General features: G+C 52.6%; 14 protein-coding genes. 4 read left to right on the forward strand and 10 right to left on the reverse strand.

The window, feature by feature from the left end; translation table 11 throughout:
• Positions 1–9 precede the first annotated feature (9 nt).
• From secD to queA, 4 genes are read right to left on the reverse strand one after another with little or no spacing between them, the layout of a single operon-like run.
• Entirely contained in the window at positions 10–1,857 is a 1,848-nt protein-coding gene (gene secD / locus LG381_RS20820) for a protein translocase subunit SecD (RefSeq protein ID WP_000934830.1), read from the reverse strand.
• A gap of 27 nt (positions 1,858–1,884) precedes the next feature.
• A complete protein-coding gene (yajC, locus tag LG381_RS20825; RefSeq protein WP_000007629.1) occupies positions 1,885–2,217 on the reverse strand; it encodes a preprotein translocase subunit YajC in 333 nt (110 codons plus the stop codon).
• 22 nt (positions 2,218–2,239) lie between these two features.
• Positions 2,240–3,367 (reverse strand): tRNA guanosine(34) transglycosylase Tgt, encoded by a 1,128-nt coding sequence (tgt, locus tag LG381_RS20830; RefSeq protein WP_016231602.1) that lies wholly within the window; start codon positions 3,365–3,367, stop codon positions 2,240–2,242.
• A 54-nt stretch (positions 3,368–3,421) separates the two neighbouring features.
• Complete coding sequence (gene queA / locus LG381_RS20835; protein ID WP_016159202.1) at positions 3,422–4,492, reverse strand: tRNA preQ1(34) S-adenosylmethionine ribosyltransferase-isomerase QueA; 1,071 nt, start codon at positions 4,490–4,492, stop codon at positions 3,422–3,424.
• 92 nt (positions 4,493–4,584) lie between these two features.
• Between queA and acpH the strand changes: the two genes are divergently transcribed.
• Positions 4,585–5,166, forward strand: coding sequence for an ACP phosphodiesterase (gene acpH / locus LG381_RS20840; protein WP_001009861.1), 582 nt, complete (start codon positions 4,585–4,587; stop codon positions 5,164–5,166).
• A 4-nt stretch (positions 5,167–5,170) separates the two neighbouring features.
• Here acpH and malZ read toward each other — a convergent pair whose 3' ends face one another.
• From malZ to phoB, 5 genes are all read right to left on the reverse strand, one after another.
• Complete coding sequence (gene malZ / locus LG381_RS20845; RefSeq protein ID WP_225763000.1) at positions 5,171–6,988, reverse strand: maltodextrin glucosidase; 1,818 nt, start codon at positions 6,986–6,988, stop codon at positions 5,171–5,173.
• A gap of 153 nt (positions 6,989–7,141) precedes the next feature.
• Positions 7,142–8,515 carry a proline-specific permease ProY gene (gene proY / locus LG381_RS20850; RefSeq protein ID WP_010344685.1) on the reverse strand — a complete coding sequence of 458 codons (1,374 nt, stop codon included), beginning with the start codon at positions 8,513–8,515 and terminating at the stop codon, positions 7,142–7,144.
• A gap of 76 nt (positions 8,516–8,591) precedes the next feature.
• The gene (gene brnQ / locus LG381_RS20855) at positions 8,592–9,911 is read right to left on the reverse strand and encodes a branched-chain amino acid transporter carrier protein BrnQ (protein WP_000149639.1); all 1,320 of its coding nucleotides are present in this window, start codon (positions 9,909–9,911) and stop codon (positions 8,592–8,594) included.
• Positions 9,912–10,318: 407 nt separating this feature from the next.
• The gene (gene phoR / locus LG381_RS20860; RefSeq protein WP_000893608.1) at positions 10,319–11,614 is read right to left on the reverse strand and encodes a phosphate regulon sensor histidine kinase PhoR; all 1,296 of its coding nucleotides are present in this window, start codon (positions 11,612–11,614) and stop codon (positions 10,319–10,321) included.
• A 57-nt stretch (positions 11,615–11,671) separates the two neighbouring features.
• Positions 11,672–12,361, reverse strand: a complete 690-nt coding sequence (gene phoB, locus LG381_RS20865; RefSeq protein WP_000113933.1) for a phosphate response regulator transcription factor PhoB — start codon at positions 12,359–12,361, stop codon at positions 11,672–11,674.
• Positions 12,362–12,550: 189 nt separating this feature from the next.
• Here phoB and sbcD point away from each other — a divergent pair, with 189 nt between their 5' ends.
• From sbcD to araJ, 3 genes are all read left to right on the forward strand, one after another.
• A complete protein-coding gene (sbcD, locus tag LG381_RS20870) occupies positions 12,551–13,753 on the forward strand; it encodes an exonuclease subunit SbcD (RefSeq protein WP_225762872.1) in 1,203 nt (400 codons plus the stop codon).
• Positions 13,750–16,893, forward strand: coding sequence for an exonuclease subunit SbcC (sbcC, locus tag LG381_RS20875; RefSeq protein WP_225762873.1), 3,144 nt, complete (start codon positions 13,750–13,752; stop codon positions 16,891–16,893). The genes sbcD and sbcC overlap by 4 nt, the downstream gene beginning before the upstream one ends.
• Before the next feature lie 125 nt (positions 16,894–17,018).
• The gene (araJ, locus tag LG381_RS20880; protein ID WP_065228189.1) at positions 17,019–18,203 is read left to right on the forward strand and encodes an MFS transporter AraJ; all 1,185 of its coding nucleotides are present in this window, start codon (positions 17,019–17,021) and stop codon (positions 18,201–18,203) included.
• A gap of 142 nt (positions 18,204–18,345) precedes the next feature.
• On the opposite strand, the gene mak is transcribed toward araJ, so the two are convergent.
• On the reverse strand, positions 18,346–19,254 hold the full coding sequence (gene mak / locus LG381_RS20885; RefSeq protein WP_065226274.1) for a fructokinase: 909 nt from the start codon (positions 19,252–19,254) through the stop codon (positions 18,346–18,348).
• Positions 19,255–19,258 lie beyond the last annotated feature (4 nt).

Here is a 19,258-nt window from a genome sequence, read left to right on the forward strand (position 1 = left end):
TCGCACTCCTCAGATTGACAGCTTCTTGACGCGCTTGCCGCCATATAGCAGGTTTACGATGGCACGCGTACCAACAATCGCGGTAAACATCGACGTTGCCACACCGATACCGGTAGTAATCGCGAACCCTTTAATTGCCCCGGTTCCCACTGCGTACAGGATGATGACTTTAATCAGCGTGGTGATGTTCGCATCAAAGATGGAACTGAATGCACCGCGATAACCTTCATCAATTGCCTGCTGAACAGTACGCCCGTTGCTCAACTCTTCTTTAATACGTTCGTTGATCAGTACGTTCGCATCGACCGCCACCGCAAGGGTTAAGACGATACCCGCGATACCTGGCATACTCAGCGTTGCGCCTGGCAACAGTGACATAATACCGACGATCAAGATCAGGTTGGCAACCAGAGCACTGGTCGCAATCAGACCAAACTTCTTATAGAAGAGGATCATGAACAGAATAGAAACCAGCAGGCCAGCCAGACACGCTTCCAGCCCCTGTTCAATGTTCTGCATACCCAGAGTCGGGCCAATGGTACGTTCTTCAACAATCTGAATTGGCGCGATCAATGCACCAGCACGCAGCAGCAGTGACAGCTGGCGGGCTTCGTTCGGGTTGTTGATGCCGGTGATACGGAAGCTATTGCCCAGACGAGACTGGATATTAGCGATGTTAATCACCTCTTCCTGTTTCACCAGTACCGCACGACCGTTTGCATCTTTCTTACCGCTGTCTTTGTACTCCACAAACAGGGTCGCCATCGGTTTACCGATGTTGTCCTTCGTGAAGTTAGACATGATGTTGCCACCTGCGCTGTCGAGCGAGATGTTAACCTGCGGTTGGTTGTATTCGTCCTGGCTGGAAGTGGAGTCGGTGATATGGTCACCGGTCAGGATCACGCGTTTGTACAGCACAACCGGCTGACCTTCGCGGGTCTGTTTCACTTCAGAGTCACCCGGTACGCGGCCAGACGCGGCAGCGGCCTGGTCAACGTTGGTGTTTACCAGACGGAATTCCAGCGTTGCCGTCGCGCCCAGAATCTCTTTCGCGCGAGCGGTATCCTGGATACCTGGCAGTTCAACAACGATACGGTCAGCGCCCTGGCGCTGTACCACCGGCTCAGCAACACCAAGCTGGTTTACACGGTTACGCAGAATGTTGATGTTCTGCTGCACCGCATATTCACGCGCTTCGCTCAGACGTGCATCGCTCATTACCGCACGCAGCTGGTTGCTGCCCTGACTGCTAATCACCAGATCAGGATGACGCTTGCTCAGATACGCAATGGCTTCATCACGCGCATTAGAGTCACGGAAGGTGATGCTCAGGCCGTAGTTGTTTTCTTTACGAACGGTGGTATATGGGATGCCTTTTTCACGCAGGTCGCTGCGCAGGCTATCGATATTTTGCTCCTGGAGCTTGCCAAGCGCGGTGTCCATATCCACTTCCATCAGGAAGTGAACGCCGCCACGCAGGTCAAGACCGAGCTTCATCGGCTCAGCGTGAATAGCTGCCAGCCAGCGCGGCGTTGCCGGGGCAAGGTTAAGCGCCACGACGTATTTGTCACCCATAACGCCCATTAATGCTTCACGAGCGCGCAGTTGGGTGTCAGTGGAGTCGAAGCGCGCAAGAATAGCGCCCTCTTCCAGTGCCACAGACTTAGCAGTTATTTTTTCTTCTTGTAACGTTTTCTGGACCTGGATCAGCGTTTGCTCACTGGCGGCGACTCCGCGCGCACCAGTGATCTGAACAGCCGGATCCTCACCAAACAGGTTGGGAAGCGCATACAGCAGACCGATGACAATCACCACGATCAGCATGACGTACTTCCACAAAGGATAACGGTTTAACACGGCAATTCCCTTAGGGAAAAATTTGAATTACAGCGCCTTCATGGTGCCTTTCGGCAGAACGGCAGCTACGAAGTCACGTTTAATAACTACTTCAGTGGTGTCATTCAGCGCGATAGCAATGTAGCCGTTTTCCGCTACTTTGGTTACGCGACCAACCAGGCCACCGTTCGTCAGAACTTCATCACCTTTAGCAATGGAGTCCATCAGCTTTTTGTGTTCTTTGGTGCGCTTCTGCTGTGGGCGCAGGATCATGAAATAGAAAATCAGACCGAATACCACCAGCATCAAAATCAAAGACATCGGGCTACCTTGTGCCGGAGCACCCGTTGCCGCTACCGCATCAGAAATAAAAAAGCTCATTAAATTTCCCTCATTATTAATATTAATCAACGTTCAAAGGTGGTACTTCTCGCCCCTGACGCTGGTAAAAATCAGCTACGAAGCTCTCTAATTTACCCTCTTCAATAGCCTTGCGTAAACCCGCCATCAAACGCTGGTAGTAACGAAGGTTATGAATGGTGTTGAGTCGCGCGCCTAATATTTCGTTGCAACGGTCGAGATGATGCAAGTAGGCACGTGAATAATTGCGACAGGTGTAGCAATCACACTCAGGATCGAGCGGCCCTGTGTCGCTCTTATACTTCGCATTGCGGATTTTCACCACGCCATCGGTCACGAACAGATGACCGTTACGCGCATTACGTGTTGGCATTACGCAGTCAAACATATCGATACCGCGACGCACGCCTTCAACCAGATCTTCCGGTTTACCCACGCCCATCAGGTAACGCGGTTTGTCTGCCGGAATTTGCGGGCACACATGCTCCAGAATGCGGTGCATATCTGCTTTCGGCTCACCCACAGCCAGACCGCCGACAGCGTAGCCATCAAAACCGATATCTACCAGACCTTTAACAGAAATATCACGTAAATCTTCGTAAACGCTGCCCTGAATGATACCAAACAGCGCATTTTTGTTTCCGAGACTGTCAAAACGCTCACGGCTACGCTTCGCCCAACGCAGAGACATCTCCATCGAACGTTTTGCGTAATCCCAGTCAGCAGGATACGGCGTACACTCGTCAAAAATCATGACGATATCTGAACCAAGATCGTACTGAATCTCCATCGATTTTTCAGGATCGAGGAAAATCGGATCACCGTTGATCGGGTTACGGAAGTGTACGCCCTGTTCGGTGATTTTACGGATATCGCCAAGGCTGAAGACCTGGAAACCACCGGAATCGGTGAGGATTGGGCCTTTCCATTGCATGAAATCGTGCAGATCGCCATGCAGCTTCATGATTTCCTGACCTGGGCGCAACCACAGGTGAAAGGTGTTACCAAGGATAATCTGTGCGCCGGTCGCTTCAACTTCTTCCGGCGTCATCCCTTTTACAGTGCCGTAGGTGCCAACAGGCATAAAACAAGGCGTTTCCACTACGCCACGCTCGAAAACCAGGCGACCACGGCGTGCGCGACCGTCGGTGGTATCCAGTTCAAATTTCATTTTTTCTCCACTACGTCAGAAAAACAGTCCAACGTTTAAACCAGCGCCGCAGAATTACTCCCCGACGCGCTCATTAATTGCCTGCGGATTGTACGTGATAAACATCGCATCACCGTAACTAAAAAAGCGATATTTCTCTTCTACCGCCGCTTTATAGGCATTCATCGTGTGTTGATAACCGGCAAATGCCGAAACCAGCATAATCAGCGTCGACTCTGGCAGGTGGAAGTTAGTCACCAGCGCATCGACCACTTTGTACTGGAAGCCCGGATAGATAAAGATTTGGGTATCGTCAAAGAACGGTTCGATGAGATCGTTTTTCGCCGCCTGCGCTGCGCTCTCCAGAGAGCGTACAGAGGTTGTGCCAACCGCAATCACCCGATTTCCGCGCGCTTTCGCTGCCAGCACCGCATCAACCACCTCCTGCGGCACTTCAGCGTATTCCGAGTGCATGATGTGATCTTCAATAGTGTCGACGCGCACCGGCTGGAAAGTACCCGCGCCAACGTGCAAGGTCACAAATGCCATCTCCACGCCTTTGGCACGCAATTTTTCAAGCAAAGGTTCGTCAAAATGCAGTCCGGCGGTCGGCGCGGCTACCGCGCCCGGTTTTTCGCTATAAACCGTTTGATAAAGTTCGCGGTCGGCATCTTCGTCCGGACGGTCGATGTACGGCGGCAACGGCATATGACCGATGCTGTTGAGAATATCCAACACCGAACGATCATCATTAAATTCGACTTCAAACAATGCGCCGTGGCGGGCTGTCATTGTTGCTTTAATGCTTTCGTCATCGCCCAGCAGAAGTTCAGCGCCCGGCTTTGGTGCTTTCGAAGCGCGAATATGCGCAAGAATGCGTTTGTCGTCGAGCATCCGCTCAACCAGCACTTCAATCTTGCCGCCGCTGGCTTTACGCCCAAACAGGCGTGCCGGGATCACGCGGGTATTGTTAAAAACCAGAAGATCGCCGGGGTTGAGCTTATCGAGTAAATCGGTGAAAGTACCGTGCGTCAGCGCGCCCGTTGGCCCGTCCAGCGACAGTAAACGACAGCTACTGCGTTCAGGCATGGGATAGTGGGCAATCAGGGATTCGGGCAATTCAAAGGAGAAATCGGTAACGCGCATGACACTGACTCAGACTAAAATAAGAGGCGGGTAGTCTAGTGCCGGGGCGCTCTCCCTGCAACCTTTACCCCCCTTTGGATAGAATATAATCGATGAATTTTTTAGCTCACCTGCATTTAGCTCACCTGGCGGAAAGCTCGCTTTCCGGCAATTTACTGGCAGATTTCGTTCGCGGAAACCCCGATGAAATTTATCCACCCGACGTCGTGGCTGGTATTCATATGCATCGGCGAATCGACGTATTAACCGACAACCTGCCGGAAGTCCGCGAAGCGCGGGAGTGGTTTCGTAGTGAAACCCGCCGGGTTGCGCCTATCACGCTGGATGTCATGTGGGATCATTTTCTTTCCCGCCACTGGTCGCAGCTGTCACCCAATTTTCCGCTAGAGGAATTTGTCTGTTATGCCCGCGAACAAGTGATCACTATTCTGCCGGACTCACCGCCACGCTTTATCAATCTGAACAACTACTTATGGTCAGAGCAGTGGCTGGTGCGCTATCGCGATATGGATTTCATCCAGAGCGTGTTAAACGGTATGGCTAGCCGTCGCCCACGCCTGGATGCCCTGCGTGACTCCTGGTACGATTTAGACGCCCATTATGATGCCCTTGAAACCCGCTTCTGGCAGTTTTATCCCCGGATGATGGCGCAGGCGTCGCGCAAGGCGTTATAAGACGTTAATTCATCCACACCGTCGCCGATATCGCAGGCAATGTCAAAATGCCATCCGCCAGTTGCCCGTGACCTTCTTTACGTTGCCATTGCGCGACATTAAGCAACGGCGATGCGGGTAGCACTACTTCACAGGCGTCGCCACGGTTGATCGCCACCAGCACATGCTGCTGATTTAGCACGCGCACAAACACCACCACGTTATCTTCCGCGTACAGCACCTGACAGCCACCGCGACGCAGTGCCTGACTCTTCTTACGCAGCGCAATCATTCGCTGGTACAGCGAAAATAGCTCAGCATCTTGTTTTTCCGGCTGCCACGTGAATGGCTTACGGCAAAATGGATCGTTATTGCCATCCAGCCCCACTTCATCACCGTAATAAATACAGGGCACGCCAGGCCAGGTGAGCAGCCAGACCACCGCCAGCGGCAGGCGCGCAACATCCCGACCGAGCAAGGTTTTAAATCGCGCAGTATCGTGGCTATCGAGCTGATTAAACATACGCAATTGCTGTTGATGAGAAAGGCCGGCGCGGTAATTATCCATCCAGGCCATACAGGTTTGGGCATCAATCTGCTGCGGATCGTAAGAGATGTCGGTATTGGCGAGAAATCCCCACAACGGGAATGTGAAGCCGCGATAGTTCATGGCAGCATCTTCCACATCTGCCTGTAGCCATTGTCGTGCATCGCCAAAATGCTCGCCAACAATATAGGCTTCCGGCAGGGTTTCTTTCGCCGCTTCGGTGATCCCGGCGACGTGCTGCAAATTATTACGCGCGCCGCCCGCTTCCCCCAGCATATGCACCACATCCAGCCGCCAACCGTCCATATTCCACGGTGCTTTCAGCCAGTGGCGGACAATGCTGTCTTCGCCGCGATAAATTTCATTCACCAGACTTTCCGATTGATAATCCAGCTTCGGCAGGCTGGCATAGCCCAGCCAGTCGAGCGCCGTGCCATCATCGCTAAACGAGTACCAGTCACGCCAGGGCGATTCGGGGTTGTGACAAGCACCACCCGTCCCGCGATTGTGCCTGTCAAACCAGGCATGGGAATCACCACTGTGGTTAAACACACCGTCCAGTACCAGCCGCATTCCCTGTTGCTGTGTATTGTGGCGTAAGCGCAGCAATGCCCCGTCGCCGCCAAACTGCGGGTCAACATGGCGATAATCTTCGGTATCGTATTTATGCACGCTGGGAGCTTTGAACACAGGATTGAGATACAGCGCCGTCACGCCGAGTTTTTTCAGATACGGCAGTTTTTCGCTGATACCGTCCAGATCTCCGCCATAGAACGTTGATCCACCCGCCTGCGCCGTAACCGGCTCATTCCAGTCACGCAATATGATCTCTTGTCCAGCTGCGTGATGGTAATAGACATGATCCTGCCCGGCTTCGCGTGGCAAGCTACGGGCAAAACGATCCGGGAAGATCTGATAAAAAATCTGGTCTGCGACCCATTGTGGCCCAATATCTGGTACATCAACAGCAAACTGTTCCAGCCGCGCTGGCGGTATTTGGCTAAGACCTTGCGGCGAAAACCATCGCTGGCGATCGTGCCACAGCAATTTGAAGCTATAGCGCCGCCGAGGTTGTCCGGTGGAGAGATCGACAGCCGCCCGCCATGCCGTTACGCCCGGCTGTGGCTGACTGCGCAGTTTGTACATCGGTACTGACGTTTCTTCGTTATCGTTTTCCGTGCGCAGCATAATGCGCTGCGGCGGTTCTTCACCCGTCAACCACAGTGTAATAAGCAGTTGATCTTTGCTTTGCTTAACAAATGGGGGCACCGGCAGGTGCCATGTATTCAACATTATAATTCCCCTGTGATGAAAATCTGATCACATTGCCATAGCCTACTGCAGGATCACTCATCGTCTGAAGGATATTTGGGGGAGGAGGTCGGGGGCGGATAACTTTCGGAATAACCGGTTCAGGCTCTACCCTGAACCGGCTTACAAACGTGGGAATTAGTGGTTTTCAGCCAACTGGCGGTCATGGCGGCGTTTAAACATCCAGCCAATCAACAGCAGAACAATCCACGCGAAACCAACGTACAGAGAGATTCGCGTTTCAGGGTGATAACCGATCAGTCCGATGATAAAGACCAGGAAAATCAGCCCCGCGATAGTCGTTGCCACCCCGCCAGGCACTTTGAATTTCAGCGCCTTAACTTCTTCTGGCGGTAGGCGGCGACGGAAGGCAATCTGCGACAACAAAATCATAATCCACACCCACACCGTGGCAAAAGTTGCCAGCGAAGCGATCACCAGGAAGACGTTTTCCGGCATGATGTAGTTCAGATACACCGCAAACAGTAGCGCAGTGGTCATCACCAGCACAGTTACCCATGGAATACCGCGACGCGAGGTTTTGCTGAAGATTTTCGGTGCGCTGCCCTGCTCTGCCATGCCGTGCAGCATACGACCTACGCCAAACACGTCACTGTTAATTGCCGACAGCGAAGCGGTCAGCACAACAAAGTTAAGAATGCTGGCGGCAAAGGTAATCCCCATATGCTGGAACGTCAGCACGAACGGGCTACCGGCAGTGCCAACCTGATTCCAAGGGTAAATAGACATAATGACGAACAGCGTACCGACATAGAACACCAGAATACGCATCGGCACTGAGTTAATCGCGCGAGGAATGGATTTCTCTGGCTCTTTTGCTTCCCCGGCGGTAATGCCGATAATTTCGATACCACCATAGGCAAACATCACCATTTGTAACGACATCACCATGCCAAGCCAGCCGTTACTGAAGAAGCCGCCGTTGCTCCACAGGTTATGGATACCCGTCGGTTGCCCACCGTTGCCAATCCCCCAGATGATGATACCGAAACCGGCGACAATCATGATGATAATGGTGGCAACTTTAAAGAACGAGAACCAGAACTCCAGCTCGCCGAACACTTTCACGCTCATCAGGTTGATGGCGCAAATGATTAACACCACACTCAGCACCCAAATCCAGTGTGGTACTGTCGGGAACCAGACGCCCATATAGATACCGAAAGCGGTCACATCGGCAATGGCGACAATAAGGATTTCAAAGCAGTAGGTCCAGCCGGTGATATAACCTGCCAGCGGCCCCAGGTTTTCCTGCGCATAACGCGAGAAAGAGCTGGCAGCCGGGTTATGTACCGACATTTCCCCCAGCGCACGCATAATGATATATGCCGCGACACCACCAATAATATAGGCCAACAACACGCTCGGACCGGCCATTTTGATGGCGTCTGCCGAACCGTAAAACAGCCCGGTGCCGATTGCTGACCCCAGTGCCATAAAGCGTATGTGTCGGGTACTTAGCCCACGCTTTAGCTTGTTCTTACTTTCCATCAATTCCTAACCCATCAACACAATAAAAAAACCACGGGGCATCGCAGCCCCGTGGTTAAAACAAATTATCAGTGATTTAGTGGGCGCTGGAGGTCACCTGACGACCTGCCGCGCGATCCCAGATAATGGCCAGAACCACCATCACCACTGTTGGCATTAACCACGCCAGACCTTGTTCGGCCAGCGGTAAACGCTGCGCCCAGGACGGTAAGATATCGCTGAATGCAGATGCTTTGATCCCGTCGAGAATACCAAAAAGCAGGCTGATAAACATCGGCGGAGCAATCACGCGGGACGAATTATGCCACCATGAGCGTGTAAAACTTAATACAACCAGTGCGATACACGGCGGATAAATGGCGGTCAGCACCGGCACAGAGATCTGAATCAACTGGCTCAAACCGAGGTTAGACACCACCATCGAGAAGCCGCCGAGGATAAACACCAGCGTACGGTAAGAGAGCGGTACGTACTGGGCGAAAAATTCTGCACAAGCACAGGTCAGGCCAACTGCCGTTACCAGGCAAGCGATGAAGATTAACGCCGCCAGCAGGAAGCTACCGCCGCCGCCAAAGGTGTGTTGAACATAAGCGTGCAGAATAGCCGCACCGTTTGCTGACTGATCAACCAGCGACGCGCTGTCTGACCCCAGACGGAACAGCGCCAGGTAAAGCAGAGTCAGACCGACACCCGCCATCAGGCCAGCCCAGACGGTATAACGGGTCAGCAGACGCGCTTCGGTAACGCCACGAGAACGCGCCGCGTTAACAATAACGATACCAAACACCATTGCGCCCAGCGTATCCATTGTCAGATAGCCGTTGACGAAGCCGTTAGAAAACGCAGCGTTTTGATAAGCCTCAGTCGCCGTGCTGATAGAACCCGCAGGCCAGACAATCGCGGCGACAGACAGGATGACCAGCGCGATAATTTTCAGCGGCGCAAGGAAGTTGCCCACGGTATCCAGCAGCTTGCCCGGATAGAGCGAAACCAGAATAACGATAGCGAAATAGACCAGGCTGTAGATAAACAGCGGCAGCGCGGAGTCACCCGTCAGCGGCGCAATCCCCACTTCAAAGGAGACGGTGGCTGTACGCGGCGTGGCGAACAGCGGCCCCACAGCCAGGTAGCAAACCGTTGCCAGCAGTACGCCAGCGACTTTACCGATTGGCGTGCTCAGGCTGTCAACACCGCCGCCAACTTTCGCCAGCGCCACTACCGTTAATACCGGCAGACCAACGGCAGTAATGAGGAAGCCGAATGCCGCAGTCCAGACGTGTTCGCCTGCCTGCAAGCCGACCATTGGAGGGAAAATAATGTTACCTGCGCCGACGAACAACGCAAATGTCATAAAGCCCAGAGCGATGATATCGCGCGATCTTAATTGATGGGTCATAAATCATACTGCCTGTGGATGTGGTGTTGTAACGTTAAATTTTTGTGCCAATCCCTGGGGATGATACAGCGGTATATTTAAACAATTTTAGCGGGAAATACTCCCAACCAGGCGCGGCGAAGAATAGTTTTTCGATTTACCGCGTGAATGCAGTCAGTATGACAGCACCTGAAGCGCAATTTAAACGCTTATAACGTTTTAAAGCAAGAAGGGATCTAAAAACCAGAGGGATATAACGATAAGAAATCACCAACCAGTATAAAACACTATTTCCGTGAAAAAGATATGGCTTATCATGCGAACAAAAAATCACCAGCCGTTGTAAAAATTTAGCGTCCATCTTTTGACTGCAAAGAAAAAAAGCCAGCATCGGCTGGCTTATGGCAACAAAAAATGACAAAGGCAGATTAATTGCTGTTTTTGGCAATTAAACGTTCCGGCAGAACAAAACTGAAACGCGTACCTTTGCCCACCGTACTGTCAATATTCAGGCGGCTTTCGTGGTGATTTACCGCATGTTTAACAATTGCTAACCCCAGTCCGCTACCGCCTGTTTGTCGGGAACGCGCTTTGTCTACACGATAAAAACGCTCGGTCAGGCGCGGAATATGCTCCGGTGCGATGCCCGGCCCGTTATCTTCAACGCTAAATTCGGCACCGTGCGGCACTCGCTGCCAGCGTACCGTGATATGCGTGCCTTCTGGCGTGTGATTCACAGCGTTATAGACCAGGTTCGAAATCGCACTGCGTAGCTGATCTTCATTGCCAGACACTTTGAGGTCGTTATCTATTTCAAAGGTAAATGTCTGTTTTTTCTGGCTCAGAGTCTGAGCTTCGCGCTCAACAACACGCAGCATCATCGGCACATCAACCTTTTCATTGAGCAACTGCGTCGGTGCGGCTTCGATTTTCGACAGTGTCAGTAACTGCTTCACCAGCCCTTCCATCCGCTGAGTCTGCTCGCGCATGGTGTGCAACGCTTTTTCGCGAACCGCGCCTTCCAGCGGTTGCTCATCCATCATCTCCAGGTAACCCTGTAACACCGTCAACGGCGTGCGTAACTCATGGCTTACGTTGGCAAAAAAGTTACGCCGCGCCCCTTCCAGTTGATGCATTTGCGTGACATCACGCGCCACCATCAGCAACTGTTTATGGGTATAAGGCATGACGCGAATTTCCAGATGCCGCCCGGTGTTGAGCACCAGATTGAGCGGGCGAGAAAAATCACGCGTTTTCAGATATTGCGTAAACTCCGGGTAACGCAGCAGGTTAAGGATGTTCTGCCCGTTATCTTCCGGCCAGCGCAGGCCAAGAATCTGTTGCGCCAGTCCGTTACACCAGAAAATACCGCCCTCTTCCGTGGTCAGCACCACCGCATCGGGCAGCGACTCCGCGCCACTACGAAAGCGTTTAATCAGATTGCCCAGCTCGCGGCGGCGTTTTTTATTTCGCAGCTGCATCTGGTGTAAGCCATATAGTAGCGGTTCCCAGCTACCACGCCCCGGTGGCGGCGTCATACTGCGATCAACCCACAGCCACCATGAAAGGCGCAATAAATTCCAGAAATGCCAGATAAGCAGTCCTGTTACCGATGCCAGCAAAAACCACGGCAGGTAACCAAAAAATGCACCCAGGATGAAAGCCGGGAGGCAGCAAAGTAGCAGCTCCAGCACCAGCCTTTTCCACGACAGCCGTTCCAGCACGTAAGATACTCCAGTTATGAAATCATAAGCCCTGCTCTGCGTCCGATGAGCAAGGCGTTAAAAGCGGGTTGAAAAACGATATCCTGTACCGCGCACGGTCTGCACCATGCGGTCATGCCCGCCGGGCTCCAGTGCTTTACGCAGGCGACGAATGTGGACATCGACCGTGCGGTCTTCTACATACACGTTGGTTCCCCAGACGTGGTTTAATAGCTGCTCGCGGCTGTACACGCGCTCAGGATGGGTCATAAAAAAGTGCAGCAGTTTAAATTCTGTCGGCCCCATCTCCAGCGGTTCTTCGCCCGCCATCACCCGGTGAGATGTCGGATCCAGACTTAGCCCCTGCATCTCAATCACCTCTTCCACCGCCATTGGCGAAATACGACGCATTACCGCTTTGATTCGCGCCACCAGCTCCTTCGGCGAAAACGGCTTGGTGATATAGTCATCCGCGCCGGTTTCAAGGCCGCGCACGCGATCTTCTTCTTCCCCTCTGGCGGTCAACATCACCACTGGAATATCCCGGGTCATCGACTCGCGCTTGAGGTGTTTGATGAACTGGATACCGGAGCCGCCAGGTAACATCCAGTCAAGGAGAATTAAATCCGGCCAGGGTTCATTCAGTTGATTCACAGCACTGTCATAATCTTCCGCTTCGACCGGCTGAAAGCCATTTTGTTCGAGCACGAAGCAGACCATTTCGCGAATTGGAGCTTCATCTTCTACGACCAGAATACGTCTCGCCATGATTTGCCCTGTTGTAATAAATAGGTTGCGATCATTAATGCGACGCCATTATGCGTCAGATTTATGACAGATTTATGAAAAGCACGTCGCACATATCTTCAGGTTATTGATTTCCGTGGCGCAGAAAAAAGCAAATGACACATCTGTTTGGGTATAATCGCGCCCATGCTTTTTCGCCAGAGAATCGTTATGCGCATCCTTCACACCTCAGACTGGCATCTCGGCCAGAACTTCTACAGTAAAAGCCGCGAAGCTGAACACCAGGCTTTTCTTGACTGGCTGCTGGAGACAGCACAAACCCATCAGGTGGATGCGATTATTGTTGCCGGTGATGTTTTCGATACCGGCTCGCCGCCCAGTTACGCCCGCACGTTATACAATCGTTTTGTTGTCAATTTACAGCAAACTGGCTGTCATCTGGTGGTACTGGCGGGAAACCATGACTCGGTCGCCACGTTGAATGAATCGCGCGATATCATGGCGTTCCTCAATACTACTGTGGTCGCCAGCGCCGGACATGCGCCGCAAATCTTGCCTCGTCGCGACGGGACGCCAGGCGCAGTGCTGTGTCCCATTCCTTTTTTACGCCCGCGTGACATTATTACCAGCCAGGCGGGACTTAACGGCATGGAAAAACAGCAACATTTGCTGGCAGCGATCACCGATTATTATCAACAACACTATGCAGATGCCTGCAAGCTGCGCGGCAATCAACCTCTTCCCATCATCGCCACGGGGCATTTAACGACTGTGGGTGCCAGTAAAAGTGACGCCGTGCGTGACATTTATATTGGCACGCTGGACGCATTTCCGGCACAAAACTTTCCGCCAGCCGACTACATCGCGCTTGGACATATTCACCGCGCGCAAATTATTGGCGGCATGGAACATGTTCGCTATTGCGGATCCCCCATCCCACTGAGTTTTGATGAGTGCGGCAAGAGTAAATATGTCCATCTGGTAACTTTTTCAAACGGCAAATTAGAGAGCGTGGAAAACCTGAACGTACCGGTAACACAACCGATGGCGGTGCTGAAAGGCGATTTGGCGTCGATTACCGAACAGCTTGAACAATGGCGCGATGTGCCACAGGAGACACCTGTCTGGCTGGATATTGAAATCACTACCGATGAGTATCTGCATGATATTCAGCGCAAAATCCAGGCATTAACCGAATCACTGCCTGTCGAAGTATTGCTGGTACGCCGGAGTCGTGAACAGCGCGAGCGTGTGTTAGCCAGCCAACGGCGTGAAACCCTCAGCGAACTTAGCGTCGAAGATGTTTTTAATCGCCGTCTGGCACTGGAAGAACTTGATGAATCGCAGCATCAACGCTTGCAACATCTTTTCGCCACGACATTGCAGACCCTCGCCGGAGAACACGAAGCATGAAAATTCTCAGCCTGCGCCTGAAAAACCTGAACTCATTAAAAGGCGAATGGAAGATTGATTTCACCCGCGAACCGTTTGCCAGCAACGGGCTGTTTGCGATTACCGGCCCGACTGGCGCGGGGAAAACCACTCTGCTCGACGCCATCTGCCTGGCGCTGTATCACGAGACTCCGCGTCTCTCCAACGTTTCACAATCGCAAAATGATCTGATGACCCGCGATACCGCCGAATGTCTGGCGGAAGTGGAATTTGAAGTGAAAGGTGAAGCGTACCGCGCGTTCTGGAGCCAGAATCGGGCACGTAACCAGCCGGACGGTAATTTGCAGGTGCCGCGCGTAGAGCTGGCGCGCTGTGCAGACGGCAAAATCCTCGCTGATAAAGTGAAAGATAAGCTGGAAATGACAGCGACGTTAACCGGGCTGGATTACGGGCGTTTCACCCGTTCGATGCTGCTTTCGCAGGGACAATTTGCTGCCTTCCTGAATGCCAAACCCAAAGAACGCGCGGAATTGCTCGAGGAGTTAACCGGCACTGAAATCTACGGGCAAATTTCGGCGATGGTTTTTGAGCAGCACAAATCGGCCCGCAATGAGCTGGAGAAGCTGCAAGCGCAGGCCAGCGGCGTCGCGTTGCTTACGCCAGAACAAGTGCAATCGCTGACAGAAAGTTTGCAGGTACTTACTGACGAAGAAAAACAGTTACTTATCGCACAGCAGCAAGAACAACAATCGCTAAACTGGTTAACGCGTCTGGACGAATTGCAGCAAGAAGCCAGCCGTCGTCAGCAGGCCTTGCAACAGGCGCTCGCCGAAGAAGAAAAAGCGCAACCTCAACTGGCGGCGCTCAGTCTGGCACAACCGGCACGAAATCTTCGTCCGCACTGGGAACGCATCGCAGAACACACTGCGGCACTAACGCATACTCGTCAGCAGATTGAAGAAGTAAATACTCGCTTACAGCGCACAATGGCGCTTCGCGCAAATATTCGTCACCACGCGGCGAAGCAGTCGGCAGAATTACAACAGCAGCAACAAAATCTGAATGCGTGGTTACACGAACACGACCGCTTCCGGCAGTGGAATAACGAACTGGCGGGTTGGCGGGCGCAGTTCGCCCAACAGGCCAGCGATCGCAAGTATCTGCGGCAATGGCAACAGCAATTAACCCATGCAGAGCAAAAACTTAATGCCCTTCCGGCGATCTCTTTAACTTTAACCGCCGCCGAAGTTGCCGCTGCGCAGGCACAACATGCCGAACAACGTCCGCTGCGTCAGCGCCTGATCGCACTATATGGGCAGATTGTTCCCCAGCAAAAACGCCTGTCGCAGCTACAGACCGCTATTCAGAGCGTTACGCAGGAACAGACACAACGTAACGCCGCGCTCACTGAAATGCGCCAACGTTATAAAGAAAAGACGCAACAGCTTGCCGATGTCAAAACCATTTGCGAGCAGGAAGCACGCATCAAAACCCTGGAAGCTCAACGTGCGCAGTTACAGGCAGGTCAGCCTTGCCCACTTTGTGGTTCCACCAGCCACCCGGCGGTCGAGGCGTATCGGGCGCTGGAACCGGGGGTTAATCAGTCTCGATTACTGGCGCTGGAAAATGAAGTTAAAAAGCTCGGTGAAGAAGGCGCGGCGCTACGTGGGCAACTGGACGCCTTAACGAAGCAGCTTCAGCGGGATGAGAACGAAGCACAAAGCCTCCGACAAGATGAGCAAGCACTTACTCAGGAATGGCATACACTAACTGCCAGCCTCAGTATCACCTTGCAGCCGCAGGACGATATTCAACCATGGCTTGCCACCCAGGAAGAGCATGAAAAGCAACTGCAATTACTCAATCAGCGTCATGAATTACAGGAGCAAATTGCCGCGCACCATCAGCAAATTATCCAGTATCAACAGCAGATTGAACAACGCCATCAGCAACTCTCTGCGGCGTTAACGGGTTACACGCTGGCACTGCCACAAGAAGATGAAGAAGTGAGCTGGTTGGCGACACGTCAGCAAGAAGCGCAGGGCTGGCAGCAGCGCCAGAACGAATTAACCGAGCTGCAAAACCGTATTCAACAGCTGACGCCGATTCTGGACACATTGCCGCAAAATGATGAACTGCCACACAGCGAAGCTACTGTGACGCTGGAAAACTGGCGGCAAGTTCATGAGCAATGTCTCGCGTTGCAAAGCCAGCGGCAAACCTTGCAGCAACAAGAGGTTTTGGCGGCGCAAGGTCTGCAAAAAGCCCAGACACAGTTTGACACCGCGCTACAGGCCAGCGTCTTTGACGATCAGCAGGCGTTCCTTGCGGCGCTAATGGATGAACAGACACTAACGCAACTGGAACAGCTCAAACAGAACCTGGAAAACCAGCGTCGTCAGGCGCAAACGCTGGCCACTCAAACAGCAGAAACGCTGGCACAGCACCAGCAACACCGACCTGACGAGTTAGCTCTCACTGTGACGGTGGAGCAGATTCAACAAGAGTTAGCGCAAACTAACCAAAAGTTGCGTGCAAACACCACGAGTCAAGGCGAAATTCGCCAGCAGTTGAAGCAGGATGCAGACAACCGTCAGCAACAACAAACCTTAATGCAGCAAATTGCCCAGACAACACAGCAGGTTGAAGACTGGGGTTATCTCAATTCGCTGATTGGCTCCAAAGAGGGCGATAAATTCCGTAAGTTTGCCCAAGGGCTGACGCTGGATAATTTAGTTCATCTCGCTAACCAGCAACTTACCCGCCTGCACGGGCGCTATTTGTTACAGCGTAAAGCCAGCGAGGCGCTGGAAGTCGAGGTTGTCGATACCTGGCAGGCGGATGCAGTACGCGATACCCGAACGCTTTCCGGCGGAGAGAGTTTTCTCGTCAGTCTGGCACTGGCGCTGGCGCTTTCGGATCTGGTCAGCCATAAAACGCGCATTGACTCGTTATTCCTCGATGAAGGTTTCGGCACGCTGGATAGCGAAACGCTGGATACCGCCCTTGATGCGCTGGATGCCCTGAACGCCAGTGGTAAAACTATCGGCGTGATTAGCCACGTTGAAGCGATGAAAGAGCGTATTCCGGTGCAGATCAAAGTGAAGAAGATCAACGGCCTGGGCTACAGCAAACTGGACAACACGTTTGCGGTGAAATAACTATTCAGCAGGATAATGAATACAGAAGGGCGAATTATCTCTTGGCCTCGCTGGTCGTTATCCTGCAAGCTATCACTTTATTGGCTACGGTGATTGGTAGCCGTTCTGGTGGTTGTGATGGTGGTATGAAAAAAGTCATTTTATCTTTGGCTCTGGGCACGTTTGGTTTGGGGATGGCCGAATTTGGCATTATGGGCGTGCTCACGGAGCTGGCGCATAACGTAGGAATTTCGATTCCTGCCGCCGGGCATATGATCTCGTATTATGCGCTGGGGGTGGTGGTCGGTGCGCCAATCATCGCTCTCTTTTCCAGCCGCTACTCACTCAAACATATCTTGTTGTTTCTGGTGGCGTTGTGCGTCATTGGTAACGCCATGTTCACGCTCTCTTCGTCTTACCTGATGCTTGCCATTGGTCGCCTGGTTTCCGGCTTTCCGCATGGCGCATTTTTTGGCGTCGGCGCGATCGTGTTATCGAAAATTATCAAACCCGGAAAAGTCACCGCCGCCGTGGCGGGGATGGTTTCCGGGATGACAGTCGCCAATTTGCTGGGCATTCCGCTGGGAACGTATTTAAGTCAGGAATTTAGCTGGCGTTACACCTTTTTATTGATCGCTGTTTTTAATATTGCGGTGATGGCATCGGTCTATTTTTGGGTGCCGGATATTCGCGACGAGACGAAAGGAAAGCTGCGCGAACAATTTCACTTTTTACGCAGCCCGGCCCCGTGGTTAATTTTCGCCGCCACCATGTTTGGCAACGCAGGTGTGTTTGCCTGGTTCAGCTACGTAAAGCCATACATGATGTTTATTTCCGGTTTTTCGGAAACGGCGATGACCTTTATTATGATGTTAGTTGGGCTAGGGATGGTGCTGGGAAATATGCTAAGTGGCAGGATTTCAGGACGTTATTCACCACTGCGCATTGCAGCAGTGACTGACTTTATCATTGTCCTGGCACTGCTGATGCTCTTTTTCTTCGGCGGCATGAAAACAACGTCGCTTATTTTTGCATTTATTTGTTGCGCGGGATTATTTGCCCTTTCAGCACCTCTACAAATATTGTTACTGCAAAACGCCAAAGGCGGAGAGTTATTAGGTGCCGCAGGTGGGCAAATAGCGTTTAACCTCGGTAGCGCCGTCGGCGCATATTGCGGTGGTATGATGCTGACGCTGGGGCTGACATATAATTACGTGGCGCTGCCTGCCGCCCTGCTTTCGTTTGCTGCTATGTCGTCATTGCTGCTGTATGGTCGCTATAAGCGCCAGCAAGCGGCGGATACTCCGGTGCTGGCGAAACCACTGGGGTAGGTTATAGTCTCGGTGCTAATTACTTATTGCCGGATGCGGCGTGAACGCCTTATCCGCCCTACGCGGTTCTGGCACATTTTGTAGGCCTGATAAGACGCGGCAAGCGTCGCATCAGGCATGATGCGCCAATTGCCTGGGTTTTTTACTCTTGTGGCCATAACCACGCAGCGCCGCGTACGCCGCTGGAATCACCGTGCTTCGCCTTACGCACCGGCGTTTCACATTCGCCGCCAAAGACAAATTGTTTAATCAACTGCGGAACCGTTTGATATAAACGGTCTACATTGCTCATCCCGCCCCCCAGGACAATCACATCCGGATCGAGAATATTCACGACATGTGCCAGCGATTTTGCCAGCCGCAGCTCGTAGCGACGCAATGCCAGTTCCGCTACCGGATCGCTTTCTTCAACCAGGCTGATAATTTCACTGCCTTTCAGCGCATGTCCGCTCAAACGACGATAATCCGTCGCAAATCCCGTGCCCGAAATAAAGGTTTCAATACAACCTTGTTTACCGCAATAACAAGGGACTTCCTCGCGATAACGCAGTTCGTCTTCGTCCATCCACGGTAGCGGATTGTGTCCCCACTCGCCTGCCGTACCATTGCCGCCGATATGCGCCCGCCCATTGAATGCCACGCCCGCGCCGCATCCCGTGCCGATAATCACGGCAAATACCGTCTGCGCTCCCGCTGCCGCGCCATCTACTGCTTCTGAAACCGCCAGACAGTTGGCGTCATTTGCCAGCCGCACTTCCCGCTGCAACCTCGCGCTTAAGTCTTTATCGAATGGCTGACCGTTGAGCCAGGTTGAATTGGCATTCTTCACCACACCGGTGTAGGGCGAAATCGAACCTGGAATGCCCATACCTACCGTTCCGCGCTGCCCTGTCGCCTGCTCCGCCATATCAACCAACGTGGCGATCGTTTCAATAGTCTGCTGGTAATCATCACGCGGCGTGGGCAGACGATAGCGGTACAACTGCTCCCCTGCATCGCCCAGTGCAATCACTTCAGTTTTGGTGCCGCCTAAATCGATACCTATACGCACGGTA

Origin of the sequence: Escherichia sp. Marseille-Q3837 (assembly GCF_916618735.1) — a bacterium.
GTDB classification, from domain to species: domain Bacteria; phylum Pseudomonadota; class Gammaproteobacteria; order Enterobacterales; family Enterobacteriaceae; genus Escherichia; species Escherichia ruysiae.

Bases quoted from the DNA above. Each gene is read 5' to 3' on its own strand.
- proY (WP_010344685.1), bottom strand. From the start codon at position 8,515: ATGGAAAGTAAGAACAAGCTAAAGCGTGGGCTAAGTACCCGACACATA.
- tgt (WP_016231602.1), bottom strand. From the start codon at position 3,367: ATGAAATTTGAACTGGATACCACCGACGGTCGCGCACGCCGTGGTCGC.
- yajC (WP_000007629.1), bottom strand. From the start codon at position 2,217: ATGAGCTTTTTTATTTCTGATGCGGTAGCGGCAACGGGTGCTCCGGCA.
- sbcD (WP_225762872.1), top strand. From the start codon at position 12,551: ATGCGCATCCTTCACACCTCAGACTGGCATCTCGGCCAGAACTTCTAC.
- araJ (WP_065228189.1), top strand. From the start codon at position 17,019: ATGAAAAAAGTCATTTTATCTTTGGCTCTGGGCACGTTTGGTTTGGGG.
- sbcC (WP_225762873.1), top strand. From the start codon at position 13,750: ATGAAAATTCTCAGCCTGCGCCTGAAAAACCTGAACTCATTAAAAGGC.
- acpH (WP_001009861.1), top strand. From the start codon at position 4,585: ATGAATTTTTTAGCTCACCTGCATTTAGCTCACCTGGCGGAAAGCTCG.
- queA (WP_016159202.1), bottom strand. From the start codon at position 4,492: ATGCGCGTTACCGATTTCTCCTTTGAATTGCCCGAATCCCTGATTGCC.
- brnQ (WP_000149639.1), bottom strand. From the start codon at position 9,911: ATGACCCATCAATTAAGATCGCGCGATATCATCGCTCTGGGCTTTATG.
- phoB (WP_000113933.1), bottom strand. From the start codon at position 12,361: ATGGCGAGACGTATTCTGGTCGTAGAAGATGAAGCTCCAATTCGCGAA.